Here is a 14,660-nt window from a genome sequence, read left to right on the forward strand (position 1 = left end):
CGAGGGGGCTGCTAGGGTGCACTTAACCAATTTTTGATTTGGTTGATTGCACTGGGTTCCCAGCCAAGCTCTAGGTGGTTGGTGGCTACAACCGCTGAGCCCGCTAAGTTACTTATTCCGGTGCTGTCGATGCAGCTACTGATAAATACAACGCCATCGGAAGGGCCGGTATGTTCATTGTGAATAAATGCCATATCGGCCTGATCGCCACAAAGATTATAAACTTGAACGCTGCTGTCGGTGCCAGCGCTACGAACTTGCTCTACCAGTGAGTTGACCGTAAACGCTGCGATACCTCGGCCTTTGCTCACAAACCCTAAGCCACCGTAGTAAGTGGTGTACCAATCTTGTTCTGTGGTGGGGAGTGCATATTTATCATCTAGTGCTTTTAGCATCTGCGCGGAGCCTGGAAAGTAAGGCGAATCGTAAACCCACTCGGAACTTGAATACCATAAGCCAAAACATAATATCTGATCATGCGCAGTAGGCCCATTTATGCTGCCGCCACATTGCGAATAAGCACCATAGGTATGATTAACGCCGTGACGAAATGACCAATCAATGCCGTTGTTGGGGGCACCGAGCATCACCAGTTTGCGTACGTCACTGTTGAATTTAGTGCTCCAAGCATTGGTTAAAGAAGAAATATACATGCGGGCATTAAACGCGCTTTTTGACCAAGTGACTAAATCGACTTGCGTTGCCCCCGTCTTATTTTTAACCTGAGCGATGGCATTGGCTATCTGCTCCGCCCAGATATAGCCATCGCCATTTTTATGCGCCAGATTTAAGGCGAATACTTTGTAATCATCATTAGCAAGGGCTTGCATTAAGCCTTGCGAAGGGCAGTTTTGTCGACCACAGCCGTAACTACCGGCCTCGTTTGGATTTGCCCAAGCCAAGTCAGCATCTTGATTGGCACCGTGGATCAGCAACACCGGTGTTTGGCGGCTGTTACTATCCCAACCCGGCGCATGATAAAGCAGAAACTGCGCAGAGCTTGGTTGGCTAGATGCAAAGAAAGTAGCACGCTGACCTGATTGATCGCCACGGCCGTCGGCAGGAAAGCTTTCATTGCCGATGTGCCCTGAGCTATCTCGCCATCTTTCAACCTTTTGCCAGCCATTGTTAATACCTGTGGTATAGGTGGCTTCAAGTGTCGCTGATGCGTGCGCTAAACCACTTGCTGCGAGTGAGATAAAAACGAGCAATCCATAAGTGTGAGTGCGCAACGCTGTGTTTGTGTTTTTCATATTTTTATCCTAGGTCAAGTCATGTTTTAACTGATTGGCGATATTACTGCGCGCGAGCTTGCAGACGTCGAGCACGGCAAAGGAGAAAAACGCATGTATGGTATTTTCAAAGCAGGTTAAGGTATTAAGCACACCCGCTTGCTTTAGTTTTTTGGCGAGCAGTACTCCCTCATCGTAAAGTGGGTCGCAGCCGGCAAGCAACACACTGGTGGCAGGAAGATGCGTCATGTCTTCAATAAATAATGGCGAGACATTGACGTCCGCCGCGGTTTGTTCGGGTGCTAGATACCAGTCGCAGGTGTCTTTAATTGCCTCTCTGGTTAGCAACAAGTCTCCATCGCCATACTTCATGCGTGACGGATAGGTTTCATGGGGAGAAAAGGAGTCAACCACCGGGTAAACTAGGTATAAGTTACTTAGGGTGTTTGGCTGTTGTTGATGTAAGTTATGCGCTGCAACAAGCGCTAAGTTACCACCCGCACTGTCGCCCATCAGTGAAATCTTAGTGGGGTCTAGCTCCAACTGCTGGTGGTTTTCTTGCAGCCAATCTACAACGGCTATCACTTGTTGCAGGGCGTATGGAAACTTATGCTCAGGCGCGAGGCTGTATTCCACACTGAAAAATACGACACCGGATTGCTGGCATAAGTCTTTTACCAGTCCGTCATAGCAGTCGACATCTCCTAAAGACCAGCCGCCGCCGTGGACAAACACCACCGCGGGACTGGGGCTTGCCAAAGGATGCGCTGGGCGGTAACAGCGAACGCCCACGTGAATACCATTGTGTTCAATGTGTAGATCTTGGCTACTTACTTGTGCTTCAATCTCTCCCGCGAGCCCTAAAAACATCGCTCTTGCGCCTTCTCGAGAGGTCTCAATGGAGATTTCAATGTCATGAATGTCCCCAGCTTGAGCCGCGAGGTCGTCTAACAATGCTTGTGTTTGTTTGTCTAATTTCATAATTAAAACTTATATTTAAGGTTGATACCGTACGTTCTAGGCGCGCCGTAATAACCAAGTTGAACCCCAGGTGCTGCGCTAAGATCGAAGCCGTGTTGACGATAGCGTTTATCGCCTAAGTTTTTGCCGTATAAACTTGCTTCCCAACTGTCGTCCGCTGAGCGGTAGTGTAGTGACATATCAAAGAGGGTGTAGCCAGACTGTGCGAGTACCTCTGAACTACTCACGGTGAGATAGGTTTTACTGCGATAGGCGGCACTACCACGTAGTGAAAATTCGCCTTGCGTAAAGGCGCTAAAGAAGTATTCAAAGCCCGCACGGCCATTCCATTTTGGTGAATTAACCAGCTCTCTTTCATCGCTGACTTCTTTACCAAAGTCGCCGATGAGCTCATCATAACCGCCCCCTAAATAGCCTAGGTTGAGGTTCAGAGTGAGATTATCGGAAGCCACGGCTTCGAGCTCCATTTCTGCGCCATAAATAGTGGCTTTACCTGCATTTTCAAAAAGGGATAAAAACGCGCCGGTGTCGGGGTCGATAGAAAAGCGGCTGAGCTGAAAGTTTTTGTAGTCATTGAAAAAAGCCGCGGTATTTAAGCGAATATTCTGCTTATTCAGTAAAGACTTAGAGCCAACTTCATAGCTCCACAAGGTTTCTGGTTCAAAAGGTTGTGCAAATGAGGTGATCCGGCCGTTAAAACCGCCACTTTTAAATCCTTTTCCAGCGCTCAGGTAAACCATGCTGTCGTCGGATATGGTGTAATCGAACACCACCTTTGGAGTAAACTCTTTCCATTCCTTGGATGCGCTGTAACCTGAAGGGCTATAGCCAATCCCCGTGCCGAATACCGCCTCCATTTCCTCAGCCGTTGTTACACCAGTGCCAAAAAACTCCTCGCCTTTGGACGTGACTTCTTTTTTCTCTATGGTGTAGCGTGCGCCAAGCGTGACGTCGAGCTTTTCAGTCAAAGACCAAGAGAGGTTAGCGTAGAGGGCTGAGCTGGTATTTTCTTGATCACGTTCTCCTGCGTTAATCACAGGCCAAGGCAGGTAAACGTCTGGTGCCACCATAACGAAAAAGTCCGGAGCAACGGAGCCGCCAAAACTCAGATCGTCCTCATTAAAGTAATAGAGCCCAGATACCAAAGAGAACTGGTCGTCTTTGTATAACCATTGAAATTCTTGGCTTATCTGCTGCTGATCTTCGAAGTTAAAAATACCAAATGATGCGTCGGGGGTGGCATCTAAGTCTAAGTGCGTGCGGTATTCCATTTCGCGTCGAGCAGTGATGGATTTAAATACCGAGTGGCCCGTGAGATATTCAAGCGTTAAGCTCGCTCCCGAGGTATCTAGTTCTTCTAAATCGTTGTAGTTAACGTCGACGACAAATGGGTCTTCCTCGGACGCATAGTCGCCTTCTTTTATCACCGAATAGATAGGCGTTTCTCGATGTGGAGTGCGTGAGCTTGAGGGAGATGCGTTTGAGCCATCGACGACTAAATAAGCCGAAAAATTCTCACTTGGCTGATAAAGTAAGCTGCCGCGCCACGCTAGGGTATCTTTGTCGTGGTCGTCACTATTGTTATAGCGATTCTCACTAAAACCATCTCGGCTACTTTTGGCAATCGCAAAACGCCCAGAGAGCGTGTCTTCAATCAATGCACCGTTGACGCTAGCTTTTATCGTCCGAGCATTATAATTTCCAAGCGCCACGCTGACATATCCTTCGTTATCTAGCGAAGGTTTGGCACTACTGAAACGCACCGCGCCACCTATGGTATTGCGACCGTAAAGGGTACCTTGTGGACCACGCAATACCTCGATTTGCTCAGGGTCGACGACATCTAAAAAGGCACCTTGAACGCGCCCAAGATATACATCATCGAGATACACGCCAACGCCGGGATCGTTAAACGAGATAGAGTCAATTTGGCCAATTCCGCGGATATAAATGACGGCGTTGGAAGCATCACCTGAGTGCAGATTAAGGTTTGGAACGTGAGATGCCAAGTCACCGAGGTCTTGTACGTTCATCTTCTCAAGCTCTGAGGCGGAGAGGGCGGTCACCGCAAGCGCGACATTTTGTAGATTTTCGGTTTGCCGCGTTGCGGTGACGCTGATCCGCTCAATTTTTTTGCTTTGCTCAGTGCTAAGCGTGGGTTCCGCTTCGGCATAACTATGGCCTGATAATACAGCCGCTATCAGAAGTGATAGTGTATGCAGTGGCATACCTTTGGTTGAACTGACTCTGTGCGATTGAGTTGCTGCAATCATGCTGAGTAACCTTTCGTCGTTATTATTATGTTCTCCAGTATAGGAATGAAGAAAATTCAATAGCTAGGACAAAAACAGTCAACTTGATGAGCAAATTAGCTCAGGACAGAGCGAAGCCGTACTCGACTAGTATTTAATCAATAAATAGGTTAATTTTATTGCACCTAAAAGAGATACAATCCGAGTTGCATGAAAAATACAATAACATTAACAATTACTTTGCTATTCTCGTTGCTACTAATGCTATCAACGCCAACTTTGGGATCTGAGAGTGAAAATAAGCTGCAGATCCATGTCCATTATCAACAAGCCTCGGATTCATGGTTGATACAGTACAAATTGCCTAAAGCAGTTGAGCGGGTAAGCTTTGCAAGACAAAGTAACTTCGACCGCACGCAGCACTACCAAATAACTCAACTAGACCTGAAGTGGCAGCAAGAAGATGGAGTACTATCAATCACCGCAGCGAATGGTAAAAAGTTTACGTCTTTCTCGCTTACATTTGATTCGTTTTATGGTTTTATCCTAAAAGACTACAGCCAAAATGTGCAATACAGTGATGGCAGCGTTTTGTTTTACACCAATCATCTTAGCCTTAGTGAAAAGTTAACTGCACAATCGGAGCCTATATTTGATGGGACCCGGTTTTATTTTTATAGCCCAAAGACCGATATTGTTTTCTCGGGCAAGCGATATAAGCATAAGGCAAGCTGGGATTTAGTCGGAGATGGAACTTATATTTACTTTGGCACGATCACTCCCATTGAGAATGACAACATGATAGCGGTAGTAGATCCAGCGCTACCTAAGTGGGTGTGGCAAAACACACAAACATATTTCCCCAAACTATTTGACTATTACGCCAAAAAACTAGATCAACCACTTAACTTCAAGCCTGTCGTATTTTTTAATTATGCACACTTAGCTGACGATTTTGCCAATTATGAAGGGGGAACGTTAGCTGGACTGGTGCAGTTAAGTGTGAATGGTAAACGTTGGCAAAACAAAGACAGTGAGCGTTTTAACCAGCTCTTCCACTTTCTTGCCCATGAAGCTGCTCATTTTTGGAATGGTCAAATGTATGCGATTGAAGACTATGAACATGCTTGGCTACATGAAGGGGGAGCCGATGCTTTTGCTTACTTTGCAATGCTAGAATTTGGTTTTATTGACGCTAAACAGTGGTTACAAAAATTTGAAGAGTCAGCCAATCAATGTTTATTGAACAAAGAGCAAACGGCGCTTAACGAGTCAGCGAAGCAACAACGATACAAAAACTATTATTCTTGTGGCGCGGTAATGGCGCTTGCCAGTCATTATCAGGTTCAAGCTACAAACCCCTCGCAGTCACTTTTTGATATCTGGCGACATCTATTCGCACAAAGTAAGGCCTACTCATACAATCAAAACGACTATTTTAATACACTACATGGTTTACTCGGCAATGATCGGCTTGCTAAGGCATTGGGGCGTTTTAGCGATCAAAGAGTGGAAGATAATCTCAGTGAAATAGTGACTTGGTTTGACGGCACTGTGCTTAAGGGGGTTGTGTCAACGGACTACCCTAGTTTTTACCATCAACATTGGGGTAAAGAGATTATCATAGAACTAATGCGCACTCATTGTCGCAGGATTAGCCTCAGCTATTACGATGACTATATCAAGACCTACCCGATAGAGAACTGCAAAGTATTTGACCGTGATATGGAAATACAGTTTGTCGATGGAGTGGATCTGCTTAAAAATGGGGTATCGGCTTATCAAGCTTTCAAAGCAAAATGTCAGCGCGGTGGCGTTGTTAATTTTGCAGATAGAACAAAGCAACCTGTTGCCCAAATCCGCTGTTTGGATCAAGTTGACGCACTTACGCCTTACATACAATTAACGACCGAATAGTCAAATCCAAGGATGTATTGAGGCGGTGTTTTAATTAAAAAAGTTGGACGAACAGTCATAGTGAGATGTGATACTAATTTGAGCTTGTATCACATTTCAACATTATTTATTCAGTACCTCGTTATGGTTAAACTTTATTTAAATTAAATTCTGGTTAATCGCCTTTATGACCGCTTGGGTTCTGTCTTTAACTTCAAGTTTTGCGAGTATTTGAGAGACATGATTGCGAATGGTGCCTTCGGAGTTGTGTAAGGTATTGGCGATGATTTTGTTTGACATGCCGATAGATAAACAGCGCAACACTACTTGTTCTTTTTCAGTCAATTTTTCTTGTGGTGCTGACATGGCTCCCATCATGTGTTGCGCGGCTTTGAGCTCTTTGTAATTTTGCCGAGATTGGTAGTGTATATTAAGGCTTTCGACTATGCGTCTGCTGACAAACCAATTCATTGCACAAAAAACAGCCAAACAGCAAAGGTGATCCAAGGTACGCTTCCTTCCCACCTTGCATAGTGTGTAAATCCGTATAACAGCATCGCAAGTAGCACGGCAGACAAAACTTTAGGGAATGAAAAGTGCGGACTAAAAATCACGGAAAACATAACCAAGTGGATAAAAACTAATGAAGTCGTTGAAAGTTGCATAAGTAGAGCGATCAATACTAGGTAGGTACTGGCCGCTGTATTGACTCGCCTGTTAGGGTTTTTAATGATAAAAAACAACAATGCCAAAATGGCGCTGCTAATCACTAGCTGGCCTACTAATGCAAGCGGAGAGTTACGGCAGTACATACTCGCAATAGTAACCCCTAACCAAGAGGCAAGTGTTGAAAAACGCCAGTCTGTCGCGTGGCGAATAGGAGAGTCTATCATTTCTGCGTAAAATCTTTATTTTCGATTATTACAGAATCGCTATAGTGATAATTGTCATAGTCAAAATATGAGATTTATCACTGGTGGCCTGACACCACTTTACTAAGATAGTGATGGGTATCGGTAATTCATTATGAGGCTTATTTATGACAGACACGGCAACGATTTCCTCAATGGCCACTGTTCAATGTGGCGTCGCTCGTGCTGATGGGAGATTATGGGCGACGGCAGATACACTGCATTTTAGTCCTTTCAATACCCTGCTGGGATTAGGTCCATATCAAATTGATATCGCCGATGTGATTAAGCTTGAACAGTGCCTTGGCAAAGGTGCGGGACTGCTTCCCCTCACAACCCAAGCGATCCAAATTACATTAAAAAGTAATCTAACGTTCCAATTTATGCTATCTGAACCTGAATCATGGGTAAGGTGGTTTAATTCTATTGACTGTTGATTAAATCGAAAGGAGTAAAACCCCAAAATTTATAGACGGTTTGCTTTAAGTTGTTGTAAATTTAATGTTCTAGTTTTTATTTTCTTGGCTGATTTCATTTGGTAACTAGTTTAAAAAAGGGGATTGTTAAGTTTGATAATTAACCAATAATTAATTTGGCAGGTAGAAATAAAGCTGATAACCTATTGCCCGTCTTAAAATAATCTCACTTAAACACAAGGATTATAGTGTTATGAATGCTCAAAGATTGGAGCGCATATTAAGTGCGTTTTTACCTTCTTTTATTGCCAAGCAACTGGCTAAATCACCAAAGCTTTTGTTGTTTGTTGTTCTATTTATCACCTTGCTCGTCATTTTTATTATTAAAGTCGCCTCTTTTGCTATTTACTCTTTGGTCGTAGGAGCTGTGTTATTCGGCTGTTGGATGGCGTGGAGTGGCACTAAACGTATCATGTCGAAGCGCAAGAAACGAGTGTCTTAAAGTTAAGTCAAGATACTCTGGGTTTAATAAGCATTACTTAATTAATCTGAAATATATTTTGTCGGTTTGTCTGCCGTATTAGATATTACATAAATTGAAAATCTCAATCTATTTAAGGAAAAATAACCATGAGTCTATTAAATAAATTCAAAACTCAAGCGCAATCTATCGGTAGTAGTATTGGCGAATCTACCAGTAAACTAAGCGGTGATATTGTGTCTTCAACAAAAGACAATGCAAAGCTTGCTGGTTTGAAATCAGATATCGCGTCAATCGATGGTCAACTTAATATTGCATACCAAGATATTGGCCGTAAATACATTGAAAACCTAATCAAAAACGATGGTGCAAACCTTGAAGCTGTATTGCAAGATACTATCGAGCGTATCGACCCGTTAATTAAGCGTAAAGATGATTTAGAAGCGGAAGTTATCGCTATTGAGAAGCAACTAAAAGATCAGATTGTTATCCAGGAAAAAGCGGTTTTCCAAAAAGAATTTGATGGTGAAAAAGAGAAGCTAGAAAAAGCGCTAAAGCTTGATGTTATCTCACAAGACGAGTTTGATACTAAGCTGGCTAAAGCGCGTTTGAAACTAGACAATTTCGATGAAATTCGTAAAACCAAAAAGCAGCACGAAATGGGTCTAATCAATAAAGAAGAATTAAAAGAAAAGCTAACGGCATTAGGTGCGTAATTTTAACGCTTAATTACTCCCTGATTAGCCAGCGCTATTAATTTAACCGTTATCTGTGCTGGCTATATTGTGCCTTTGCGATAAGCCGCAATATCTCACATCTCGTGTACATCATTTCTAACAAGTGAATTACTCAATTCGAAGACTTTTTATTGCAATGCTTGCTTCACCACCTTCCACATCCGTTAAATCTGGTACGAAGTAAAGAGCTGAAACATGCTTGAGTATGACCCCTTTGTCTTTTGACCAAGCAGGTGTCCAATTGGGTCTGGCAAAATCACTCAAAGATACGTTGATCGTATACCAAGTGTTTGATGCCGGTAATTTAGTTTGGTAGTGAGCATAGCTTTTATCACCTGAGCCGCCATACTCCTGTTGCGATAACTTAACGAGCAAAGGGTTATCACTTTTATACGTCAGTGCGATATTGAATTGAGAAGGAAGCTGTTTAGTGGGCAAGTCGTAAATAAGCTCTACCCAAGAATTGTTGTGTTTGTCAATTCGCGGCACGCGTTTAAACTGAATAGCAACTTGTTTTTCATTAACAAGTGGGCCGTTTAGAATTGCTTGGCTGCCATGCGGATCGGTCGCAAAACGCCACTGTTTTGGCTTTAAGTTTGGCTGAGTATAGCTACAGCCAGAAACCGCTACAACGAGTAAAAGTAATAAAAAACGCATAGAAAAATCCTTAGAACAACGTCCCTAAAATATAATTTTTTAGTGTATTTACAAGGGAGTAATATGACAACGGGGCCCATGTGCATTTTTGGTCAATGTTAGAAAATTTCAAGTCGTCCTACTTTTTATGCGGCTTGCTAAAGTCATGGCTCCCATCATGAGAGATTGATTTATTCGTGTGGTTGATCTCATACTGTTTCTAATACAGGTTAGCTAGGGCCTAGCAAACAAATAAGGAGTCGTATGGAAACGGAGTTTATCTCTTTTATTTTTTATCTTTTTGTATTTATTGGCGCTGTTTTTGCTCTACAAGATAGACAAAGGCTTAAGCAACTCGTTAAAAAAGTACATCAGTTACAAAATACGATAGAGCAGCAAAGTCGCCGGATCTCGACACTTGAAGGTCGTGAATTCTCAGATCAAGCATGCTCAGAGCAAACACATTCAGAGAATAAGCTTTCTGAGTGTGGACAAAGGAATGACGAAACAGCTGATAGTACATCATTAACAGCACGGACTGCATTGGGTGGATCCACGGCAACAGCCAATCCCACACAGCCTCAGCAGCCTGAAAGCGAAAGCACGGTCACTATCACAAGAGCCAAGCCTAGTAAGAGTAAACCTGCTTTTAAATTTGACTTTACTTTAGATTCCTTATTAAAAGGGAATGGACTTTTTTGGATAGGTGCCGCAGTGCTAGCCCTTGGCGGTGTTTTTCTGGCTAAGTATTCTATTGAAGCAGGGCTTCTACCTCCAAGCGTACGAGTGATACTGGGGGCTCTTTTTGGAGTCTGTTTGGTCACTGCTGCTGAAGTCGTAAATCGCTACAAAGAAAAGCTAAAAATTAATACTCCATACATTTCTGCAGCGCTTGCTAGTGGTGGCGTGATCACTTGCTTTGCCATGACATTGGTTGCTTTTGATTTCTATCATTTTATACCGGCTAATATGGCCTTTGTTTTACTCGCCATTATTTCATTGGCTGCGACCTCTTTGGCACTGAGATTTGGCCCTGTGCTAGCAGGTATTGGCATCGTTGGTGCATATGTCGTGCCTGCTTTGGTATCGACAGGTTCTAATAATATCGGTGCGTTACTGCTATATATCAGTTTTGTTTCACTCTCTGCGATATGGGTTGCGGATTATGTGAAGCAAAAATGGTTGCGGTGGCAAAGCTTTGTTGGGCATTTCTTATGGTTTTGCACCGCGGTAGCAGTTGGTGGGAGCAGCGACTTTTGGGTGCTGCTGATTTTTGCGCTTATCTCTATGTACTTATATGTGTTGGTAGACGTTCTGGGTTGGCGACTGACGAATTCGATGGTAAGTCCGTTGCCTGTCAAAGATCTATTAATGCCAAGAAAAGAGCAGTTGGGAATTTTACTCCCACTGTTACTTATCGCATGTGCGCTAATAATAAAAACCCATATCGATACGCTTATTTGGGCTAATGTCTTATTTGCTAGCGTTGTTTTGTGTGCGGCTTATAGACATAGTGCATTGGATAGTTGGCCATTTTATTTGCTATTGTTTGTACTTCTCTCATTCTACTTGATGCCCAAAGTGGGAACTTACGACGACGTACTTTTTCCTTTTACCGGTAAGTATTTGTTTATTCAAGTAGCAGTGGTCATCACGATGTTATTTAGCATGATGATGATTAAGCGATATCCATCAAGACTCGCTTATTTGATGCTGTTGAACGTGGCACCTCTTGCGTTGTACGGTGTAAGCTATGCTGTTTCCCCTAAAGTCTCAGAAGCAATTTTGTATCCTGTGTGGGCGATTGAAATGTTGGCCATCGGGCTCTTCGCTTCGTATTGTGCGATGAAAACGGATACAAATATTCAGCAGGTCACTTACCTTATTTTGGCGAACGCCATGCTGAGTTTGTGTTTTACGATGTTACTCTCGGCAAGCTCGTTGACTTTAGCGATTGCGGCACAAGTAGCATCTATGAGTTATTTGAGCTGGAAGTACAAAGTGCGTTTACCTGATTGGTTGTATAAGGCTGCACTTATTGCCGTTGTTACGCGTCTTACTTTTGCGCCTTGGCTTGCAGATTACAAGCACGAAACGATTTTAACCATACATTGGACGCTTGTTGTCTATCCGCTGGTGCTGGGCATTATTTGGTTTGCTACCAAATATAACCCTTCAAAGGCCCTGAACACTTGGTTTATGGGCGTCGCAATGCATATTGTGGCGCTTCTGGTCACGACCGAAACAAGCTATCTCTTGATTGGTGACTACCCTGATTTTACTAATCTCGGTTTCCAAGAATCCGTGTTGCTTGCTTTGAATTGGCTGGTGCTTGGCGCTGTGTATCTATGGCGAGGGCGGCTCAGCGAGAAGGCCAATAGACTTTATCCGCTTGCTGCGAGCTTGCTAGTACTTGCAAGCTTGTTGATCCACGCCGATATTTCGTTTGCCAATAATCCGTTTTTTGACAGGCAATATATTGGAGACAGTGTGTTTAATTGGCTACTTTTACAGTGGTTGGCACCAGCATGCGTACTCGCTATCATGCTCCAGTTTAAGTTAATACCACCGCAATTTAAGCGTTTGGTATACGGACTGATAGCCGTGCTAGGGGTCTTGTTTATCAACGGTGAAATTCGGGCGTTATTTCATGAGGGCTTCCTTGTGCTGTCGATGCCGATGGAGCAATCCGAGTTATATACCTATTCGATTGTTTGGCTATTGATTTCAACCGTATTGATTTTTGTTGCCAAGCGGATAGAGCATAAAGTGTTGATTAACGCCGGTTTTGCAGGGCTAGCCATTGTTATTTTAAAAGCCTTTGTGGTCGATATGGCAAACCTCGAAGGCTTGCTGCGCGCCTTGTCTTTTATCGGTTTAGGCTTATGTCTGGTGGGCATTGGTTGGCTGTTTCAAAAAATGCAGGATCAGCCCAGAGAGGCAAAACCAACGGCGGACTGACCCTCTCATTTTTACAAGCAGTAACCACCGTCAACAGTGATGTGCGCGCCGCGCATTGCTGTTGACCCTTCGCCAGTTAAAAAGTCTAAGCTTGCTAGCATTTCTGTTGCTTGTAACATGCGCCCTAATGGAGTCGACGACAACCCTGCATTTAGCTCGGCTATTTGTTGCTCGCTCATTCCCGCTTTGTTTTGGATTTCAGTATGGGTCACCCCGGGACGCAGGTGGTTAATACGTACTCCACGGTCACTCCATTCTAGATTGAGCGTTGCTGCTAGCGCCTCAAATGCGGCTTTGCTAGCGGCATAACTTGCCGCTCCAGCAAAAGCACGCTGTACCGCAATACTTGATACATAAACAACACTACATGGATTATTCATTACAGGTAACAAGCGTTGTAATAGTATTGCAGGGCCTGTGAAGTTAATAAGCATAGTTGTATTTAAATCGCTTAGCTCATTGTCAGCAAAAGGTTTTGGATAGAATACACCCGCATTTAAAATCACCGCGTCAAGCTTAATATCTTGTGCTTGTAGCGTCTTTGGTAAGCTTTCAAAGTGTGCTGGAATGCTGCTGTCACAGAGCAGCCCAAGCACTTGTGAGGGATGGCTTGCACATGCTAGCAGTTGGTTTTCGGCCATTGCAATTTTGTCTTCGTTTCTTCCCGTAAAAATGACTCTCCAGCCTTGTGTGAGGTAATGCTTGGCAGCCGCAAGTCCAATTCCAGCGGTTGCGCCAGTGATCAATATGGTTGGTAATGACATGGTAAATCCTTATGCGTTATTCGATGGTATAAATGGCATTGTAGTTATTGCAATTCGTGCTGATAAGATGATAAAAAACGAATTAATAAGTTCTCTTAGAGAAACAATAAAATGGAATTACACAAGCAATTAGAAAATTTGTATTTATTTAGGCTAGTGGCCTCTATAGGCAGTTTTCAGGGAGCTGCCGATAAGGTGCAGTTACCACGCTCGTCGGTCAGTAAGCGCATATCGCAGCTAGAGCAGCAGCTCAATGTACGTTTATTAGAGCGCAGTACGCGTAAATTGGCTCTGACCCAAAGCGGCAGCCAATTACTCAAAAGTACCGAAAAGTTGCAGGAAGTATTAAGTCAGACTGAGCAGTTAAGCGAACAGCAACGTTTAACACCAAGCGGTAAAGTAAAGATCAGCTGCTCGACCTTAATGGCTGAGCGCTATTTGCTGGCTAAACTACATGATATTTCTAAACAGTTTCCTGATATACGTTTCGAGCTGAACTTGACGGACAATATTGTTGATTTAATCGATAATCAGATAGATATTGCTATCCGAATAGGGCATTTACCTGATTCTTCATTACTTGCTAAGAAAATCGGTGAAAAATCTTTTGCTTGGTTTGCCAGTCCGGAGTATTTGGCTGTAGCCGGCATGCCTGACTCTCCCGATGCTTTATTGAGTCATCGTTGCTTGGTATTTAAAAATAAAGGCACCACTATGGACAAATGGTCATTTGTCCATCAAAACGGTCAGGTGTTCAACATCAAGCCTCATGCCGTAGCTTATTGCGATGATGCGCGTGCAATGGTGCAACTTGCGGTGCTTGGGCAGGGGATTGTGATGGGAGACCCTTACTACGTTCAACAGGAATTAAACCAAGGTCAGTTGGTGCCTATTTTAACGGAATACGCACATCCTGACCGCCAACCAATTCATTTAGTGTGTTTAGGTAAACAAGGTCGCAGTAAAGCCGTACAGTGTGTATGGGAAGCATTAAGCCATAGTTTGAATAGGATGTAATTGTGTGGTGTCAGGTTCAATCATTTCAACATAACTGGTATTCTACGCGGCATACTGAGTAAGTGAGAGTAAAGAGATGATCAACGATAAAGATATCATTGAAACCTTGGATGAGCTGGAAGCTTTTTTGTTGCTAATTGATAACGGTGGCTTAGGGTTGCAAAATGTGGCCGGTGTGGCACTGGCAACGAACAACAGCGATGGCAGACCATTTATTGCGATTTTGGATGATAAACACCAATTGTTGTTGGGTCGTTGGGTATCTCAAGACGTGTATGAAAACGGCAAAGACATGGTTCGTTACGGACCAAAGAAAGCACATTAATATCTTTTGAGTAGCCGCATCACTGGATTTAGGATTGGAGTGCAGAATAAA

General features: G+C 43.5%; 14 protein-coding genes. 7 read left to right on the plus strand and 7 right to left on the minus strand.

Annotated elements, in window-relative coordinates:
* Nucleotides 1–11: 11 nt before the first annotated feature.
* From JJQ94_RS09600 to JJQ94_RS09610, 3 genes are read right to left on the minus strand one after another with little or no spacing between them, the layout of a single operon-like run.
* Complete coding sequence (locus tag JJQ94_RS09600; protein WP_099030834.1) at nucleotides 12–1,253, minus strand: esterase/lipase family protein; 1,242 nt, start codon at nucleotides 1,251–1,253, stop codon at nucleotides 12–14.
* Between the two features lie 9 nt (nucleotides 1,254–1,262).
* On the minus strand, nucleotides 1,263–2,213 hold the full coding sequence (locus tag JJQ94_RS09605) for an alpha/beta hydrolase (protein WP_099030835.1): 951 nt from the start codon (nucleotides 2,211–2,213) through the stop codon (nucleotides 1,263–1,265).
* A 2-nt stretch (nucleotides 2,214–2,215) separates the two neighbouring features.
* Nucleotides 2,216–4,486 carry a TonB-dependent receptor gene (locus tag JJQ94_RS09610; RefSeq protein WP_099030836.1) on the minus strand — a complete coding sequence of 757 codons (2,271 nt, stop codon included), beginning with the start codon at nucleotides 4,484–4,486 and terminating at the stop codon, nucleotides 2,216–2,218.
* Between the two features lie 189 nt (nucleotides 4,487–4,675).
* Here JJQ94_RS09610 and JJQ94_RS09615 point away from each other — a divergent pair, with 189 nt between their 5' ends.
* On the plus strand, nucleotides 4,676–6,382 hold the full coding sequence (locus tag JJQ94_RS09615) for a hypothetical protein (RefSeq protein ID WP_099030837.1): 1,707 nt from the start codon (nucleotides 4,676–4,678) through the stop codon (nucleotides 6,380–6,382).
* Nucleotides 6,383–6,520: 138 nt separating this feature from the next.
* On the opposite strand, the gene JJQ94_RS09620 is transcribed toward JJQ94_RS09615, so the two are convergent.
* Together JJQ94_RS09620 and JJQ94_RS09625 are read right to left on the minus strand one after the other, a co-directional pair.
* Entirely contained in the window at nucleotides 6,521–6,727 is a 207-nt protein-coding gene (locus tag JJQ94_RS09620) for a response regulator transcription factor (RefSeq protein ID WP_236596572.1), read from the minus strand.
* A gap of 101 nt (nucleotides 6,728–6,828) precedes the next feature.
* The gene (locus tag JJQ94_RS09625; RefSeq protein WP_172439953.1) at nucleotides 6,829–7,254 is read right to left on the minus strand and encodes a hypothetical protein; all 426 of its coding nucleotides are present in this window, start codon (nucleotides 7,252–7,254) and stop codon (nucleotides 6,829–6,831) included.
* A 146-nt stretch (nucleotides 7,255–7,400) separates the two neighbouring features.
* On the opposite strand from JJQ94_RS09625, the gene JJQ94_RS09630 reads away from it, so the two are divergent.
* The 3 genes from JJQ94_RS09630 to JJQ94_RS09640 all read left to right on the plus strand — a co-directional run bounded on the left by JJQ94_RS09630 (nucleotide 7,401) and on the right by JJQ94_RS09640 (nucleotide 8,885).
* Nucleotides 7,401–7,709 (plus strand): hypothetical protein, encoded by a 309-nt coding sequence (locus tag JJQ94_RS09630; RefSeq protein WP_099030838.1) that lies wholly within the window; start codon nucleotides 7,401–7,403, stop codon nucleotides 7,707–7,709.
* Between the two features lie 232 nt (nucleotides 7,710–7,941).
* Complete coding sequence (locus JJQ94_RS09635; RefSeq protein WP_010370628.1) at nucleotides 7,942–8,190, plus strand: hypothetical protein; 249 nt, start codon at nucleotides 7,942–7,944, stop codon at nucleotides 8,188–8,190.
* Between the two features lie 128 nt (nucleotides 8,191–8,318).
* Nucleotides 8,319–8,885, plus strand: coding sequence for a hypothetical protein (locus JJQ94_RS09640; protein WP_017217868.1), 567 nt, complete (start codon nucleotides 8,319–8,321; stop codon nucleotides 8,883–8,885).
* Between the two features lie 129 nt (nucleotides 8,886–9,014).
* Here JJQ94_RS09640 and JJQ94_RS09645 read toward each other — a convergent pair whose 3' ends face one another.
* Nucleotides 9,015–9,563, minus strand: a complete 549-nt coding sequence (locus tag JJQ94_RS09645) for a carbohydrate binding domain-containing protein (RefSeq protein ID WP_099030839.1) — start codon at nucleotides 9,561–9,563, stop codon at nucleotides 9,015–9,017.
* A gap of 243 nt (nucleotides 9,564–9,806) precedes the next feature.
* Here JJQ94_RS09645 and JJQ94_RS09650 point away from each other — a divergent pair, with 243 nt between their 5' ends.
* Nucleotides 9,807–12,503, plus strand: coding sequence for a DUF2339 domain-containing protein (locus JJQ94_RS09650; RefSeq protein WP_099030840.1), 2,697 nt, complete (start codon nucleotides 9,807–9,809; stop codon nucleotides 12,501–12,503).
* Nucleotides 12,504–12,514: 11 nt separating this feature from the next.
* On the opposite strand, the gene JJQ94_RS09655 is transcribed toward JJQ94_RS09650, so the two are convergent.
* On the minus strand, nucleotides 12,515–13,267 hold the full coding sequence (locus JJQ94_RS09655) for an SDR family oxidoreductase (RefSeq protein WP_172439954.1): 753 nt from the start codon (nucleotides 13,265–13,267) through the stop codon (nucleotides 12,515–12,517).
* A 111-nt stretch (nucleotides 13,268–13,378) separates the two neighbouring features.
* On the opposite strand from JJQ94_RS09655, the gene JJQ94_RS09660 reads away from it, so the two are divergent.
* Together JJQ94_RS09660 and JJQ94_RS09665 are read left to right on the plus strand one after the other, a co-directional pair.
* Nucleotides 13,379–14,284, plus strand: coding sequence for a LysR family transcriptional regulator (locus JJQ94_RS09660; protein ID WP_099030841.1), 906 nt, complete (start codon nucleotides 13,379–13,381; stop codon nucleotides 14,282–14,284).
* A gap of 76 nt (nucleotides 14,285–14,360) precedes the next feature.
* Nucleotides 14,361–14,609 (plus strand): hypothetical protein, encoded by a 249-nt coding sequence (locus JJQ94_RS09665; protein ID WP_010370646.1) that lies wholly within the window; start codon nucleotides 14,361–14,363, stop codon nucleotides 14,607–14,609.
* The last annotated feature ends 51 nt before the right edge of the window (nucleotides 14,610–14,660 follow it).

It is taken from the genome of Pseudoalteromonas sp. GCY, from assembly GCF_016695175.1.
Taxonomy (GTDB): Bacteria; Pseudomonadota; Gammaproteobacteria; order Enterobacterales; family Alteromonadaceae; genus Pseudoalteromonas.